Annotated in this window: 15 protein-coding genes and 1 riboswitch; of the genes, 13 read left to right on the forward strand and 2 right to left on the reverse strand. The window is 60.3% G+C overall.

Annotated elements, in window-relative coordinates:
• The first annotated feature begins 113 nt into the window (after positions 1-113).
• The 13 genes from dnaK to radC all read left to right on the forward strand — a co-directional run bounded on the left by dnaK (position 114) and on the right by radC (position 11,716).
• Positions 114-2,021: a molecular chaperone DnaK gene (gene dnaK / locus GOV79_RS13975; protein WP_170790228.1), complete on the forward strand. Its 1,908-nt coding sequence runs from the start codon at positions 114-116 to the stop codon at positions 2,019-2,021.
• A gap of 74 nt (positions 2,022-2,095) precedes the next feature.
• On the forward strand, positions 2,096-3,244 hold the full coding sequence (gene dnaJ, locus GOV79_RS13980) for a molecular chaperone DnaJ (RefSeq protein ID WP_170771415.1): 1,149 nt from the start codon (positions 2,096-2,098) through the stop codon (positions 3,242-3,244).
• A 171-nt stretch (positions 3,245-3,415) separates the two neighbouring features.
• A riboswitch (TPP riboswitch) is annotated at positions 3,416-3,522 on the forward strand.
• 45 nt (positions 3,523-3,567) lie between these two features.
• Complete coding sequence (gene thiD, locus GOV79_RS13985; protein WP_170790229.1) at positions 3,568-4,371, forward strand: bifunctional hydroxymethylpyrimidine kinase/phosphomethylpyrimidine kinase; 804 nt, start codon at positions 3,568-3,570, stop codon at positions 4,369-4,371.
• A complete protein-coding gene (gene thiO / locus GOV79_RS13990) occupies positions 4,368-5,345 on the forward strand; it encodes a glycine oxidase ThiO (protein WP_170790230.1) in 978 nt (325 codons plus the stop codon). The genes thiD and thiO overlap by 4 nt, the downstream gene beginning before the upstream one ends.
• Complete coding sequence (thiS, locus tag GOV79_RS13995; RefSeq protein ID WP_170790231.1) at positions 5,329-5,523, forward strand: sulfur carrier protein ThiS; 195 nt, start codon at positions 5,329-5,331, stop codon at positions 5,521-5,523. Before thiO ends, thiS begins: the two co-directional genes overlap by 17 nt.
• A 2-nt stretch (positions 5,524-5,525) precedes the next feature.
• On the forward strand, positions 5,526-6,290 hold the full coding sequence (locus GOV79_RS14000; protein ID WP_170790232.1) for a thiazole synthase: 765 nt from the start codon (positions 5,526-5,528) through the stop codon (positions 6,288-6,290).
• Positions 6,287-6,883, forward strand: a complete 597-nt coding sequence (locus tag GOV79_RS14005) for a thiamine phosphate synthase (RefSeq protein ID WP_170790233.1) — start codon at positions 6,287-6,289, stop codon at positions 6,881-6,883. The genes GOV79_RS14000 and GOV79_RS14005 overlap by 4 nt, the downstream gene beginning before the upstream one ends.
• Positions 6,880-7,845, forward strand: a complete 966-nt coding sequence (locus GOV79_RS14010; protein WP_170790234.1) for a HesA/MoeB/ThiF family protein — start codon at positions 6,880-6,882, stop codon at positions 7,843-7,845. The genes GOV79_RS14005 and GOV79_RS14010 overlap by 4 nt, the downstream gene beginning before the upstream one ends.
• 20 nt (positions 7,846-7,865) lie before the next feature.
• Positions 7,866-8,801 carry an ABC transporter substrate-binding protein gene (locus GOV79_RS14015; RefSeq protein ID WP_170790235.1) on the forward strand — a complete coding sequence of 312 codons (936 nt, stop codon included), beginning with the start codon at positions 7,866-7,868 and terminating at the stop codon, positions 8,799-8,801.
• On the forward strand, positions 8,798-9,472 hold the full coding sequence (tenA, locus tag GOV79_RS14020) for a thiaminase II (RefSeq protein WP_237218026.1): 675 nt from the start codon (positions 8,798-8,800) through the stop codon (positions 9,470-9,472). Before GOV79_RS14015 ends, tenA begins: the two co-directional genes overlap by 4 nt.
• Positions 9,469-10,194, forward strand: coding sequence for an ABC transporter ATP-binding protein (locus tag GOV79_RS14025; protein WP_170790236.1), 726 nt, complete (start codon positions 9,469-9,471; stop codon positions 10,192-10,194). The genes tenA and GOV79_RS14025 overlap by 4 nt, the downstream gene beginning before the upstream one ends.
• Positions 10,191-10,925, forward strand: coding sequence for an ABC transporter permease (locus GOV79_RS14030; RefSeq protein WP_170790237.1), 735 nt, complete (start codon positions 10,191-10,193; stop codon positions 10,923-10,925). The genes GOV79_RS14025 and GOV79_RS14030 overlap by 4 nt, the downstream gene beginning before the upstream one ends.
• A gap of 35 nt (positions 10,926-10,960) precedes the next feature.
• Positions 10,961-11,716 (forward strand): RadC family protein, encoded by a 756-nt coding sequence (radC, locus tag GOV79_RS14035; protein WP_170790238.1) that lies wholly within the window; start codon positions 10,961-10,963, stop codon positions 11,714-11,716.
• Between the two features lie 70 nt (positions 11,717-11,786).
• On the opposite strand, the gene GOV79_RS14040 is transcribed toward radC, so the two are convergent.
• Together GOV79_RS14040 and GOV79_RS14045 are read right to left on the reverse strand one after the other, a co-directional pair.
• Positions 11,787-13,337, reverse strand: coding sequence for a substrate-binding domain-containing protein (locus tag GOV79_RS14040; protein ID WP_170790239.1), 1,551 nt, complete (start codon positions 13,335-13,337; stop codon positions 11,787-11,789).
• 25 nt (positions 13,338-13,362) lie between these two features.
• On the reverse strand, positions 13,363-14,286 hold the full coding sequence (locus GOV79_RS14045) for a hypothetical protein (RefSeq protein WP_170786098.1): 924 nt from the start codon (positions 14,284-14,286) through the stop codon (positions 13,363-13,365).
• Positions 14,287-14,363 lie beyond the last annotated feature (77 nt).

Consider the following 14,363-nt stretch of genomic DNA (forward strand, 5'->3'; position numbering starts at 1 on the left):
ATACGCCGGGACGCGTGATGGTGTAGGGCCATTGCGCAATTGAGATCGAGGCAGGGATGCCATAACGGGTCCCGGCCTCGGGACATCGCCTTGAAGAGAAAGGGATCGAACATATGAGCAAAGTAATCGGGATTGACCTGGGAACCACCAACTCGTGCGTGGCTATCATGGACGGCTCGCAGCCGAAGGTCATCGAAAACGCCGAAGGGGCGCGGACCACGCCCTCGATCGTCGCCTTCACCGAAGATGAGCGACTGGTCGGTCAGCCTGCAAAACGTCAGGCGGTCACCAACCCCGACAACACGATCTTTGGCGTCAAGCGCCTGATCGGTCGTCGTGTGGATGATGCCGAAGTCGAAAAAGATAAGAAAATGGTGCCGTATGCTATCGTGAACGGTGGCAACGGCGACGCGTGGGTTGAAGCTCGCGGCGAAAAGTACTCCCCAAGCCAGATCTCGGCCTTCACTCTGGGCAAGATGAAGGAAACCGCAGAAAGCTATCTGGGTGAGGAAGTCACGCAAGCGGTTATCACTGTTCCGGCATACTTCAACGATGCTCAGCGTCAGGCCACCAAAGACGCCGGCAAAATCGCCGGTCTGGAAGTGCTGCGGATCATCAACGAACCGACAGCGGCTGCTCTGGCCTATGGTCTGGACAAGGAAGAAACGCAAACCATCGCGGTTTATGACCTTGGTGGTGGTACCTTCGACGTGACCATTCTGGAAATCGACGACGGCCTGTTCGAGGTTAAATCGACCAACGGTGACACCTTCCTGGGTGGTGAAGACTTTGACATGCGCATCGTCAACTACCTGGCGGATGAGTTCAAAAAGGAACACGGTGTCGACCTGTCGCAAGACAAGATGGCCCTGCAGCGTCTGAAAGAAGCCGCCGAAAAAGCCAAGATCGAGCTGTCCTCGACCTCGCAGACCGAAATCAACCAGCCTTTCATCTCGATGGGTGCCAACGGTCAACCGCTGCACATGGTCATGAAACTGACCCGCGCCAAGCTTGAATCGCTGGTGGGCGACCTGATCAAAAAGTCGATGAAGCCCTGTGCGGCCGCTCTGAAAGACGCCGGTCTGTCGGCCAGCGATGTGGACGAGGTTGTTCTGGTCGGTGGTATGACCCGGATGCCGAAAGTGATCGAAGAGGTCACCAAATTCTTCGGTAAAGAGCCGCACAAAGGCGTGAACCCGGACGAAGTTGTTGCCATGGGCGCCGCTATCCAAGCCGGTGTTCTGCAAGGCGACGTCAAGGACGTGGTTCTGCTGGACGTGACCCCGCTGTCGCTGGGTATTGAAACGCTGGGTGGCGTGTTCACCCGTCTGATCGACCGCAACACCACGATCCCGACCAAAAAGTCTCAGGTCTTCTCGACCGCCGAGGACAACCAGAACGCCGTGACCATCCGCGTGTTTCAGGGTGAGCGTGAAATGGCTGCGGACAACAAGATCCTGGGTCAGTTCAACCTCGAGGATATCCCGCCCGCACCGCGCGGTATGCCTCAGATCGAGGTGACGTTTGACATCGACGCAAACGGCATTGTCTCGGTTTCGGCCAAGGACAAAGGTACCGGCAAAGAGCAGAAGATCACCATCCAAGCCTCGGGCGGTCTGTCCGACGCGGATATCGAGAAGATGGTCAAGGACGCCGAGGAAAACGCCGAGGCCGACAAGGAACGCCGCGAGCTGGTCGACGCCAAGAACCAAGCGGAAAGCCTCATCCACTCGACCGAAAAGTCGATGGAAGAGCATGCCGACAAGGTCGACCCGACCACTATCGAAGCGATCGAGCTGGCGATTGCCGCGCTGAAGGACGAGCTGGAAACCGAGAATGCCGACAAGATCAAGTCTGGCATCCAGAACGTCACCGAAGCCGCGATGAAGTTGGGCGAAGCCATCTACAAGGCGCAGTCCGAGGAAGGCGAAGAAGAACCGGCCGCAGCCGATGCAGCGCCGGGCGATGATGACATTGTCGACGCCGAGTTCGAAGATCTGGACGACGACAAACGTAACTAACGGCTCACCGGGCCAATGCGGGCCGGTCCGTTCTCCGGGCCGGCCTATTTACGTTGAGGCAGAAGGACATACTGATGTCAAAACGCGACTATTACGATGTGCTCGGCGTAGCCAAGGGCGCATCGGCGGATGAGATCAAAAAAGGTTTTCGCAAGAAAGCCAAGGAATTGCATCCGGACCGCAACAAAGACAACCCGGATGCCGAAGCGCAGTTCAAAGAAGCAAATGAGGCTTATGACGTCCTGCGCGATGCTGACAAAAAAGCGGCCTATGATCGCTTTGGCCACGCCGCGTTTGAAAATGGCATGGGCGGTGGTGGCCGTCCTGGCGGCGGCTTCGGTCAGGGCGATTTTTCCAGCGCCTTCTCGGACGTGTTCGACGATCTGTTCGGCGATTTCATGGGTGGCCAACGTGGCGGAGGCGGTGGACGTCGCGCCGCCCGCGGCTCGGACCTGCGCTACAACCTGCGCGTCACGCTAGAAGAGGCGTTCTCAGGTCTGCAAAAAACCATCAACGTGCCGGCCGCTGTGGCCTGTTCAGCCTGTGACGGTTCGGGTGCCGAAGGTGGTGTAGAACCGACAACCTGCCCGACCTGCTCGGGTATGGGCAAAGTTCGGGCACAGCAGGGTTTCTTTACTGTGGAACGCACCTGCCCGACTTGCTCGGGTCTGGGCCAGATCATCAAGAACCCCTGTAAATCCTGTGGCGGTGCGGGTCGCGTGGAAAAAGAGCGCGCGCTATCCGTCAACATCCCCGCCGGGGTGGAAACGGGTACCCGTATACGTCTGGCGGGCGAGGGTGAGGCCGGAATGCGCGGCGGCCCTCCGGGTGATCTGTACATCTTCGTCGAAGTGTCGGACCATAAACTGTTCGAACGAGACAGCGTAAACCTCTATTGCCGCGTGCCAGTCAGCATGGCCAAAGCAGCGTTGGGCGGTTCGATCGAAGTTCCTACCATCGACGGTGGCCGCGGTCGCGTGCAAATCCCGGCGGGCAGTCAGTCAGGTCGTCAGATGCGCTTGCGCGGTAAGGGTATGCCCGCTTTGCGCGGCGGCGGTGTAGGCGACATGTTTATTGAACTTGCAGTGGAAACGCCAGTGAACCTGACTAGCCGTCAGAAAGAACTGTTGAAGGAGTTCGACGACTTGGGTGAAGATAACCACCCAGAGTCCAAAAGCTTTTTCTCATCCGTCAAGTCTTTCTGGGACGGAATGAAGGGCTGAAAAGTCGAATAGGGGGCCCTGCCCCCGCCGTATGTTCCAGGCGACTCCCCCGGTATACTTTTGGCCAGGTAAAGTGGGATCCGCTCTTCATCTGGTCGTAAATATCCCGGAGCGCGAGGCAGAGCCTCGCAGAATCCTCTTGATTATTTCTTGCGCGCCTGAGATGTTCCGCGCCAACCGTTGGGGTGCCTCCTAGAAGGGGCTGAGAGGTGCTTTCGCATCAACCCATCGAACCTGATCCGGGCAATTCCGGCGGAGGGAACGGTCGTCAAACTATAGACGGTTTCTACGCCGCGATTGCCCCAAGAATTTGGAGCAACGATATGGCCGCTATTGCATTGACGATTGCCGGTTCGGACAGCGGCGGTGGGGCTGGAATTCAAGCTGACCTCAAGGCCATGTCGGCGCTTGGCGTATACGGCGCCAGTGTGATAACGGCAGTGACGGCGCAAAATACCAGGGCGGTTACGGCGGTTCATGGCATCCCGCTGGATGTGATTGCGGCGCAGATCGAAGCGGTTCTGACGGACTTGGACGTGGGTGCCATCAAGATCGGAATGCTCGCAACGCCAGACATTATCCACACTGTGGCCGGCAGCATCGCCGAATTCGACGGCCCTATTGTGTTAGACCCTGTGATGATCGCCAAATCCGGCGACGCTTTGCTTGCCGAGGATGCTGTTCAAACGCTTAGGGATGTGTTGGTGCCTCGCGCCTCGGTCTTGACTCCGAATTTGCCCGAGGCTGCGTGTTTGCTGGGGTCTTCTGATGCACAAAGCCCCAATGAGATGGTTGAACAAGGTCGCGCCCTATGTGGGTATGGGGCGCAAACTGTTCTGATGAAAGGGGGGCATGGGCAAGGCGAGATTTGCCATGATCTTCTGGTCAGTTCGGCAGGGCTGATCGCCGAGTTCACCGCACCGCGCCGCCAAACCAGAAACACGCATGGCACCGGGTGCACCTTGTCTTCGTCTATTGCGGCCGGATTGGCCGAGGGCCTGACGATCCCGGACGCGGTTGCGCAGGCTCATGACTATTTGCAAGGTGCGATTGCCAAGGCGGATGCATTGGATATTGGGCAGGGCCACGGCCCGGTTCATCATTTTCATGAGGTTTGGCCTGCGTGACGATCTGGTCGGTCATAGGCGCCGGTGTCGCAGGGTTGGCCGTGGCTAGCGAGATAGTGTCGCGCGGCGCCAAGGTGCAGGTCTTTGATCCCGGTGGCCCGCCCGGTGCGCATGGGTGTTCGTGGTGGGCTGGCGGGATGCTGGCCCCATGGTGCGAATATGAAAATGCCGAAGAGCCGGTGCTGCGATTGGGAAAGACCGCGTTGGACTGGTGGGCCGCGCGTACACAGGTGCAGCGGCGCGGAACTCTGGTCGTGGCCAATCCGCGCGATCTGCCGGATTTGCGGCGGTTTGCGCGCAGGACCCAGGCATTCTCAGATGTTGATCAGACCCAAATTCAAGAATTAGAGCCTGATCTGCATGGCTTCTCCAAAGCTTTGTTCTTCCCGGATGAGGCGCATCTGGACCCTCGGCAAGCGCTGCAGGACCTCTACCGGCAGTTGCAGGGTCAAGGGGTTGAATTTCACCAGAAACTCGCCCCGCCCCGTCTGGAAAACGCGATAGACTGCCGAGGGTTACATGCACGCGAGGTTTTGCATGATCTGCGCGGCGTGAAGGGTGAGATGCTGGTGATCCGCTGCCCGGATATCCACCTGACCCGCCCGGTGCGGCTGTTGCATCCGCGGATGCCGCTCTACATCGTACCGCGCGGAGATGGCGTTTACATGCTGGGCGCAACGATGATCGAGTCTGAGGACAGCAGTCGGATCACCGCGCGCTCCATTCTGGAGTTGCTCAGTGCAGCCTATGCGCTGAACCCGGCCTTCGGTGAGGCCGAGGTTCTGGAGATTGGTGTCGATCTACGTCCTGCTTTTCCCGACAATCTGCCGCGTATCCGGCGCTTGGGCCACACGATCTACGCCAACGGTCTTTATCGCCACGGCTATCTACTGGCCCCGGCGCTGGCGCAGGGTGTGGCCGATCTGGCGCTTGAAAACAAACATTCGGAGATGGTCGATGAAGATCGTGCTTAATGGCGAGACCCGAGAAATTACGGCTCTGACGCTGTCGGAAATGTTGGTTGAATGCGGATTCTCGGGCCGGGTCGCAACGGCGGTGAACGAGGAATTCGTTCCTTCGAGCCTGCGCATTGCGCACGAACTGGTAGATGGCGACCGGGTCGAGGTCGTCGCACCGATGCAGGGGGGCTGAGGATGAAGACGTTTTACGGCACAGATTTGCCCAACCCCTTGATGCTGGGCACGGCGCAATATCCAAGCCCGGCCATTCTGGAGCAGGCGTTTCGGGAAAGCGGGGCCGGGGTGGCCACCGTGTCGCTGCGGCGCGAATCCGGGGCCGGTCAGACCTTTTGGCAGATGATCCGCGATCTTGGCGTGTTGGTCCTGCCGAACACCGCCGGGTGCCATACGGTTAAAGAGGCTGTGACTACTGCACAGATGGCGCGTGAGGTGTTCGACACCAAATGGATCAAGCTGGAACTGATCGGGCACACGGATAGTCTGCAGCCGGATGTGTTCCAACTGGTCGAGGCTGCCCGCATCCTGACCGAGGAAGGGTTTCAGGTCTTCCCCTACACCACCGACGATCTGATCGTAGGTGAACGTCTGCTGGCTGCAGGGTGTGAGGTGCTGATGCCCTGGGGCGCGCCGATTGGGTCGGGGCGCGGGCTGAACAACGAATACGCGTTGCGGGCGATGCGGGCAGAATTCCCGGATGTGCCGTTGGTGATTGATGCGGGCATTGGCCTGCCCAGCCACGCCTCGCGCGCGATGGAGCTGGGCTATGACGCGGTACTGCTGAACACCGCCGTGGCGCGCGCGGGTGATCCGCCGGCGATGGCGCGGGCCATGATGCAGGCGATTGAGGCCGGGCAACTGGCCCATCAAGCCGACCCGATCGAGGCGCGCGATATGGCCGAAGCCTCGACGCCCGTGATCGGAAAGGCGTTTCTGTCATGAGCCTCGACCGCTTTTACCCGATCTTTGATCACTCGGACTGGCTGCGGCGGATGCTGCCGCTGGGCGTGAAACTGGTGCAGCTGCGCGCCAAGGATCAACCCGATGCGGTGGTGCACGAACAGATTGCACAGTCACGCGATCTGTGCCGCCAGCATGGCGCGGTTCTGGTGGTGAACGACTATTGGCAGGCCGCGATTGAGGCCGGGTGTGACTGGATTCACCTGGGGCAGGAGGATCTGGACGACGCCGACTTGCAAGCCATTCGCAAGGCTGGACTGAAGCTGGGCGTATCGACCCATGATGACGACGAGTTGGAACGCGTTCTGGCCATGGACCCGGATTATGTGGCGCTGGGGCCGGTTTATCCGACTATCCTGAAAAAGATGAAATGGCATCAGCAGGGCCTGCCACGTGTCACCGAATGGAAGGCGCGGGTGGGCGATATCCCTCTGGTCGGGATCGGCGGGATGAGCGTCGAACGCGCGCCGGGTGTTCTGCAGGCGGGGGCGGATATCGTCTCGGTCGTGACAGATATCACCCTGAACACGGACCCCGAAGCGCGCGTGCGCCAATGGATCGAGGCCACCCGATGAGCCGTTACGGGCGTCAAACAATACTGCCTGAGGTGGGGGCAGAGGGACAGGCGCGTCTGTCCTCGGCGCATGTGCTGGTTGTGGGGGCCGGAGGGCTGGCTGCGCCGGTCTTGCCATTGTTGGCTGGGGCTGGGGTACGGCGGATCACGGTGATGGATAGGGATACAGTTGATCTGTCCAACCTGCATCGCCAGACTCTGTTCGCGCAGGCGGATTGTGGGCGACTCAAGGCCAAAGTGGCCGCCGAGAGGTGTCGGGCCTTAAACGATGAGATCGAAGTTGAGGCGCTAGAACATGCTTTAACAAGTGCAAATGCGCCCAATATGGCCGCGCAGGCGGATGTGATCCTGGATTGTGCTGACAGCTATGCGGCCAGCTATATTCTGTCCGATACTTGTTTGGCGCAGGGGAAACCGTTGATCAGCGCCTCGGTGCTGGGGCTGTCGGGCTATGTTGGTGGGTTCTGCGGAGGGGCGCCCTCGCTGCGCGCGGTGTTCCCTGACGCGCCCGATAGCGGAGCGAGCTGCGCCACAGCTGGTGTACTGGGTCCGGTCGTTGGAACAATTGGCGCGATGCAGGCGCAGATGGCGCTGAATCTGATCCTTGGGATCTCGCCCTCGCCCTTGGGGCAGATGGTTCAATACGACGCGCGTACCCTGCGTACCAGCACCTTCCGGTTCGACAACGCGCCCGAACCCAATAGCTGTTTTCGGTTCGTCTCAGCCGGTCAACTCGGTGCTGAAGATCAAATCATTGAGCTGCGCGATGAGGCTGAGGCGGCGATCCCAGCGCATCCGAACGCGCAGCGCATTTCGCCTGAAAATTTGGAAGAAATAGACCCTAAACAAGGCAAAAGACTGGCCTTGTGTTGCGCCACTGGCCTGCGCGCATGGCGTGCTGCCGAACAGATTCAACCGGATTGGCCAGGCGAGATTGTCCTCGTCGCGGCTTCGACCTCGTAAGCGAAAAGGAAACGCGAGATATGAAAAAGCTGATTACCGCCATTGCTTTGCTGGCTGCCGCGCCTGCCTGGGCCGAGGATAAGATGACCGTCCTGCTGGACTGGTTCATCAACCCCGACCACGGCCCGATCATCGTGGCGCAGGAAAATGGCTATTTCGCCGAGCAGCGGCTTGAGGTTGAAATCGTCCCGCCCGCCGATCCCTCTGCCCCGCCGCGTTTGGTGGCAGCAGGTCAGGCCGAACTGGCCGTGTCCTACCAGCCGCAGCTGCACCTGCAAATCCACGAAGGCCTGCCGCTGAAACGCGTGGGCACGCTGGTTGCGACCCCACTGAACTGCCTTCTGGTGTTGGAAGACGGTCCGATTAAATCTTTGGCCGACCTGAAGGGGAAAAAGATCGGCTTCTCGGTCGCGGGCGTGGAAGAGGCCATTCTGACCGCCATGCTGAATGCCCATGGGGTGGCGCTGGACGATATCGAATTGATCAACGTGAACTTCTCGCTGTCGCCGTCGCTGATGACCGGGCAGGTGGATGCGGTGATCGGTGCGTTCCGCAATTTCGAACTGAACCAGATGGATATCGAAGGTGTCGCGGGCCGCTGCTTTTACATCGAGGAAGAAGGCGTACCGCCCTATGATGAGCTGATCTATGTGGCCAACCCCGAAACCATGGATGCCGACATGATCGCGCGTTTTCTGGCCGCGACCGAGAAAGCCACGCAGTATATCGTCAACAACCCCGAAAAAAGCTGGGAGATTTTTGCGGCCACATCGCCCGAGCTGCAGGATGAGTTGAACGCGCGCGCATGGGTCGACACTCTGCCCCGTTTCGCCCTGCGTCCGGCTGGTTTTGACGCTGGTCGCTACGCACGGTTCGAGGCGTTCCTGAAAGACAGCGGCATGATCGACAGCATCAACCCGGTTAGTGACATCACCATTGACGTGACCGCGCAATGAGCGGCTACGGCAAAGCCTTCGCGCTGATGCGTGACGCGGCGCAAGGGCCGTGGCGGGATTATACCCGCCACGCCTTCGTCGAAGGCATGAAGGACGGCACGCTGCCGCGTGAGGCGTTCCTGCACTATCTGCGGCAGGATTACGTGTTCCTGATCCATTTTAGCCGCGCCTGGGCATTGGCGGTGGTGAAATCGGAAACGCATTCCGAGATGTTGACCGCTGTGGGAACAGTGAATGCTCTGGTCGCTGAAGAAATGCAGCTGCATATCGGCATCTGCGAGGCTGCCGGGATTTCGCAGGAGGAGCTGTTCGCGACTCCCGAGCGGGCCGAGAATCTGGCCTATACACGGTTCGTGTTAGAGGCCGGGTATAGCGGAGATCTGCTGGACCTGCTGGCGGCCCTTGCGCCCTGTGTCATGGGTTATGGTGAGATCGGTGCGCGGCTGGCTGCCGAGGCTACATCCGAGACCTATCGTGATTGGATCAACACCTATGCCGGTGAGGACTATCAGGGCGCGTGCAGTGCGGTAGGAGAATTGTTGGACCAGGCTCTAACTCGACGTATTGGGGCAGATTTCGAAGCCTCACCGCGTTGGAACCGTCTGTGTCAGACCTTCCGCACCGCGACCGAGCTTGAGGTCAATTTCTGGCAAATGGGTCTGACCCCGTGACCCAAGCGCCTGATCTGACCATCAGTGGCTCGGCCACAATCGACGGCGCGCCCTTGTTCGCGCCGTTGACCCTGACCCTTGGGGCGGGGCAGTGGACGTGTCTGCTGGGCGGATCGGGTGTGGGGAAAACCACCGTTCTGCGCTTGATTGCTGGATTGGAGACGGGCGCGGATTTCAAAGGACAGATCACAGCCAGCGATGCGCAGCCGGTGCCAAGCCGGGTGGCTTATATGGCGCAGGACGACTTGCTGCTGCCTTGGGCGACGGTGGCGCAGAATGTGTCTCTGGGCGCGCGGCTGCGCAGGGAAAAACCCGACCTGGCCCGCCGGGGCCGTTTGATCGAGCGGATGCGATTGCAGGATCATCTGAACAAGAAACCCGGTGAGTTGTCGGGCGGTCAACGTCAGCGCGTGGCTCTGGCGCGCACCTTGATGGAGGATCGCCCCATCGTTTTGTTGGATGAGCCGTTCTCTGCCCTCGATGCCCGTACCCGCGCGGATATGCAGGATTTGGCGGCCGAGGCGCTGGCCGGGCGCACCGTGTTGTTGGTGACGCATGATCCGGCCGAGGCCGCGCGTTTGGGTCAATCCATCATGGTGATGACGGCGCAGGGGTTGACGCCCTGCGATCCGCCCTCGGCTCCGGCCCCGCGCCATGTGGACGATCTGGAAACGCTTGAGACGCAGGGCGCGTTGTTGCGGTTGTTGAGAGAGGCGGCATGAAGATCCTGTCCGCTCTTGCCGCAACTGTATTCGCGCTGGCCGTATGGCAGGCGATCGTCAGCTTGACGGGCCTACCGAAATTCATCCTCCCTGGTCCCGCGCTGGTGGCTGAAACCTGGTGGCAGAACCGCTGGGTGATTGCCGAACATACGTGGATTACAGCGGTAGAGGTGGTGATCGGCTTGGCTTTCGGCACGGCTCTCGGCGTCATTACCGCTCTGCAATTGGCCAATTCGCGGGCAGCGCGGGTGTTGGTGCAGCCGATGCTGGTGTTCACGCAGGCGCTGCCGGTCTTTGCGCTGGCCCCGCTGCTGACCCTGTGGCTGGGCTATGGGCTGTGGTCCAAAGTGGCGATGGCGGTGCTGATCATCTATTTCCCGATCACCTCGTCCTTTTTTGACGGATTGATGCGCACGCCCCCCGGCTATCTGGACCTTGCACGCACCATGCAGGCCAGCCCGCGTGCAGTGTTGTGGCATATCCGCATTCCGGCTGCGCTGCCCTCGCTGGCGTCGGGGATGCGGCTGGCGGCGGTTTATGCGCCCATCGGGGCCGTGATTGGCGAGTGGGTGGGCTCGTCTCAAGGCTTGGGCTATCTAATGCTGCTGGCCAATGGGCGTGCCAAGACCGACCTGATGTTTGCCGCGATGCTGACCTTGGGCGTGTTTTCGATCCTATTGCATCTGATCTTCCGCCGCGCGACGGCGCGCATGGCAGGTGAAGTGCGTTAACGGTTTGGAAACCGATTCGGCGTCAGGGTGAGAACATGACCAAGGACGCCTTTGCCGAAGCCCCAATGCTGTTTGAAACGGACGAAGCGCCCGCGCAGCCGCTGCCAAGTGGTCGATTGCCCTCCTATATCAAAGACCATCGCAAGCGGCTGCGCGAAAGGTTCATGTCGGGCGGGTCCGCTGCAATGCCGGATTATGAGTTGTTGGAGCTGGTGCTGTTCCGGTCCATCCCCCGGCAGGATGTGAAACCGCTGGCGCGGGCGCTGATGGATACGTTTGGGGATTTCAACCGCGTGCTGACCGCGCCCGAAGAACGGCTGCGTCAGATCAAAGGTGTGGGTGAGACGGTCATCACCGACCTGAAGATTCTTGAGGCTTGCGCCCATCGTATGGCCCGCGCGCGAGTAATGCAGCGGCATGTGATCTCGGGCTGGGACGCGCTGCTGGATTACTGCCACACGACCATGGCCCATCGCGAGACCGAGCAGTTCCGGGTGTTCTATCTGGACCGTAAGAACGTGCTGATCGCGGATGAAGAGCAGGCTAAAGGCACCGTCGATCATGTGCCGGTCTACCCGCGGGAGGTGGCAAAACGGGCGCTGGAGCTGAATGCCTCGGCGCTTATTCTGGTGCATAACCATCCGTCAGGTGACCCAACGCCCTCGCAGTCGGATATCGATATGACCACCCGGATTCAGGATGCCTGTGTCGCGTTGGGTCTGACCTTGCATGACCACCTGATCATCGGGAAATCGACAGAACTGAGTTTCCTGTCGGAAGGATATTTGTAGGGGCTTTGCTCTTCTTCGCCTTTGGGGACGATTCACCCCCGCCGTATTTGGAACGAGAAGAAGGGCCGGGCTATTGGACCCAAACCTCGACCCTACGATTGACCTTTCGTCCCCATTCGGTGTCGTCGCAGGCCATGGGCATGGCTTCGCCAAAACCGTCGACATTCAGTTCCACCTTTTCGGAGATCGAAGCTTCAATTGCGGCCAGAACGGCGTTGCGCACGGTTTTGGCGCGCAGCAGGGCGATCTGGGCGTTAGCTTGTGCCGATCCGTCGCCGTCGCTGAAGCCGATAAATGTGAGGCGCCGGGTGTCGAATTGGCCGGATTCCACCAGCTGAGCCAAAAGCTGGATGTTGGCGCGCGATTGCGCGTCGGGGCGGGAGGAGCCTGTCTCGAACCGGAAGGACAGCGACAGCCGAGATTGGGCGCGCAATGTACCTACTATGCGTTGTAGCTCGTCCAGCCCAATTTCAGCCCCGCCCGAGGCGACGGCGTTGGCCAGGCGATGTCCCTGCTGGTCGATGGACAACAGCTCGGGGGCTTGATCGACGAAACCTGCATCTCGGATTGCGACTTGCGCCTCGGGGCTTTGGGCGAAAGACAGAAACTGCCTTGCGATCCGGGGCAGGCGACGGTTGGGCAAGTAAAGGAACATGGGCGAGGTGAGGGGGTAGTCCTCGGTCTTGATGGATTGTCGGGTCGCCGCCAGCGCGTGACCGCAGCCGCCGGTCAGGGGCAACGCGCGGACCGTGTCGACCGCCGCCTGGCTGGCGATGCCGATGGCGAACGGATCCCGTGCAACTGCCTGAACCAGAGCGCTGCTGCGGTTATGCTGGTTGATCCTTGCGGGCAGGGAGGCGTTTACCGGTGTCAGCAAACTGTCCTGCAAGGCTTGCGACGGGTCGGTGTCCGGCAGATGCACGGCAATTGGCGCGTCGGGTCCGCCCAGGCTGGTCCAGTTCGTGATCTCTCCGGTGAAGATGCGGACCAGATCAGCGGGTGATATCTGTCGGATCGGATTGTCTGGTGACACCACCGGCACCAACGCGTCCAATGCCACGATGCGGGACCGCCGGGCCAGGGACAGATCGCCCAAACCGGCCTTGATGGCGCTGTCTTGCTCGGTTGGTCGAACCTCGCGCAGGGCCATGACGATGTCGGCCTTACCTGACAATTGATCGGCAAACCCCTGGTCGGTGGTTGTGGGGGTGAATACGAACCGACCCAGCGGCGCCGCGCGGTCGGGTCTAGTCAGCTCATAGGCAAATTGCCCGCCCTCCAGATGTCGTGGGGTCGCGGCCCACCCTTCGTGTCGGGCAAAGGCCACCAAAAGCGCGGGCAAGATGTTCTCGGCCATGACTGACGCGCCGGACAGGCGAACCTCGGCCACAAAATCTGTCAGGCTGGGGCAAGCGGGACCCGTGCAGGTCACGCCCGAGCCGTCAACGGTAAGCGCGCCGAACCGGGTGTCGATGCGATAGAACTCGCCGTCATAGCCTAGCAGATTGCCGATTACCTCGACCTTGCCGTCATGCGAGGTCAGGGTGATGTCTTGCGCAGCCGCCTGCGACGCAGATGCCAAGGAGAAGAGTGCGGCGGTCGCCACACGAAGAAATGTCATAAGATGCCCGAGCCTGCCTGCGGTTTTACTTTGCCGCGATTTTCAGGTCTTCGAGCAGATTATTCAACACCAGAAACTCACCCGCTTTCGAACATTCCGGCAGAGTGACGGACAGGTCGCGCGCGCTGAGGCGCTGATCGCCGCGCAGTTCCAGCGATTGCAGGTGCAGTTCCTGGCCGCAATTTGCCCGGGTCACTTCGGCCTCGACCGACAGGGTGATCGAGCCGGTCTGATCGGATTGCCCTGCAGGGTAGGAATAGACCTGAACGTTCTGCGCGTCGTTCAGGTCGGGTTGACCCAGATGGACAACTTGCCCGGCGCCCTGTGTTTTGGCGTCAACCGAGACATGGCCGGTGCTGCCATAGCTTGCGCCAAACTCCAGCGCATGGATTTGCAGGTCCGTATTGCCTTGCCAGTGCAGGGCCACGCGATCGAAATGGGTGATATCGGGGATATGTGTGGTCGCAACAGTGCCCGCCTGATCCCCGACCGAGATCAGGAAGATCGCATATTCGCTGAGCGCCGGGATTGTCACTTCCAGACGACCGGTCGCGTCTGTTTGTTGCGTGACGGTCAGGCCGCTGTGATGCACATCAATCCGTTCGCCCGCGTGGCAAGGGGCAAGGACGGTCAGTTGCGCTGCAGCACCGGGTACAGCCCGCGCCCGTGCGCCGATAGCGCAGTCCGTCGGGCCCGAGGGGGCAGACCCGTTGGCGTGCAGCTTGCGATGTCCGGTTGTGGTGTCGTCCGGCGTTTCGTGGGCCGGAGTCGAGGAGGTCAGAACGATATCCTCCAGCCCTGCGATGATCGCCGTGTGATCCATGACAGAACTGATCTGCGTCTGCGGGACGTCAGGTTCCGCAGGCGTTCCATTCTGCATCAGGTAACCAATGGCCAGGGCACAGGCAACGGTACCCCCAGTGGTCACGTAGTTCTTAATTACAAACAAAACACCCTCCCCAGTTGAAGGAGCGAGTCGCACCCTGCGGGTCAATCACGGCCAATATGTGGCCGTGACGCGGGTTA

Source organism: Ruegeria lacuscaerulensis, assembly GCF_013034745.1.
GTDB classification, from domain to species: domain Bacteria; phylum Pseudomonadota; class Alphaproteobacteria; order Rhodobacterales; family Rhodobacteraceae; genus Ruegeria; species Ruegeria lacuscaerulensis_B.

Bases quoted from the DNA above. Each gene is read 5' to 3' on its own strand.
- GOV79_RS14000 (WP_170790232.1), top strand. From the start codon at position 5,526: ATGAAGACGTTTTACGGCACAGATTTGCCCAACCCCTTGATGCTGGGC.
- dnaK (WP_170790228.1), top strand. From the start codon at position 114: ATGAGCAAAGTAATCGGGATTGACCTGGGAACCACCAACTCGTGCGTG.
- tenA (WP_237218026.1), top strand. From the start codon at position 8,798: ATGAGCGGCTACGGCAAAGCCTTCGCGCTGATGCGTGACGCGGCGCAA.
- GOV79_RS14015 (WP_170790235.1), top strand. From the start codon at position 7,866: ATGAAAAAGCTGATTACCGCCATTGCTTTGCTGGCTGCCGCGCCTGCC.
- GOV79_RS14010 (WP_170790234.1), top strand. From the start codon at position 6,880: ATGAGCCGTTACGGGCGTCAAACAATACTGCCTGAGGTGGGGGCAGAG.
- GOV79_RS14005 (WP_170790233.1), top strand. From the start codon at position 6,287: ATGAGCCTCGACCGCTTTTACCCGATCTTTGATCACTCGGACTGGCTG.
- radC (WP_170790238.1), top strand. From the start codon at position 10,961: ATGACCAAGGACGCCTTTGCCGAAGCCCCAATGCTGTTTGAAACGGAC.
- thiS (WP_170790231.1), top strand. From the start codon at position 5,329: ATGAAGATCGTGCTTAATGGCGAGACCCGAGAAATTACGGCTCTGACG.
- GOV79_RS14030 (WP_170790237.1), top strand. From the start codon at position 10,191: ATGAAGATCCTGTCCGCTCTTGCCGCAACTGTATTCGCGCTGGCCGTA.
- GOV79_RS14040 (WP_170790239.1), bottom strand. From the start codon at position 13,337: ATGACATTTCTTCGTGTGGCGACCGCCGCACTCTTCTCCTTGGCATCT.
- thiD (WP_170790229.1), top strand. From the start codon at position 3,568: ATGGCCGCTATTGCATTGACGATTGCCGGTTCGGACAGCGGCGGTGGG.
- dnaJ (WP_170771415.1), top strand. From the start codon at position 2,096: ATGTCAAAACGCGACTATTACGATGTGCTCGGCGTAGCCAAGGGCGCA.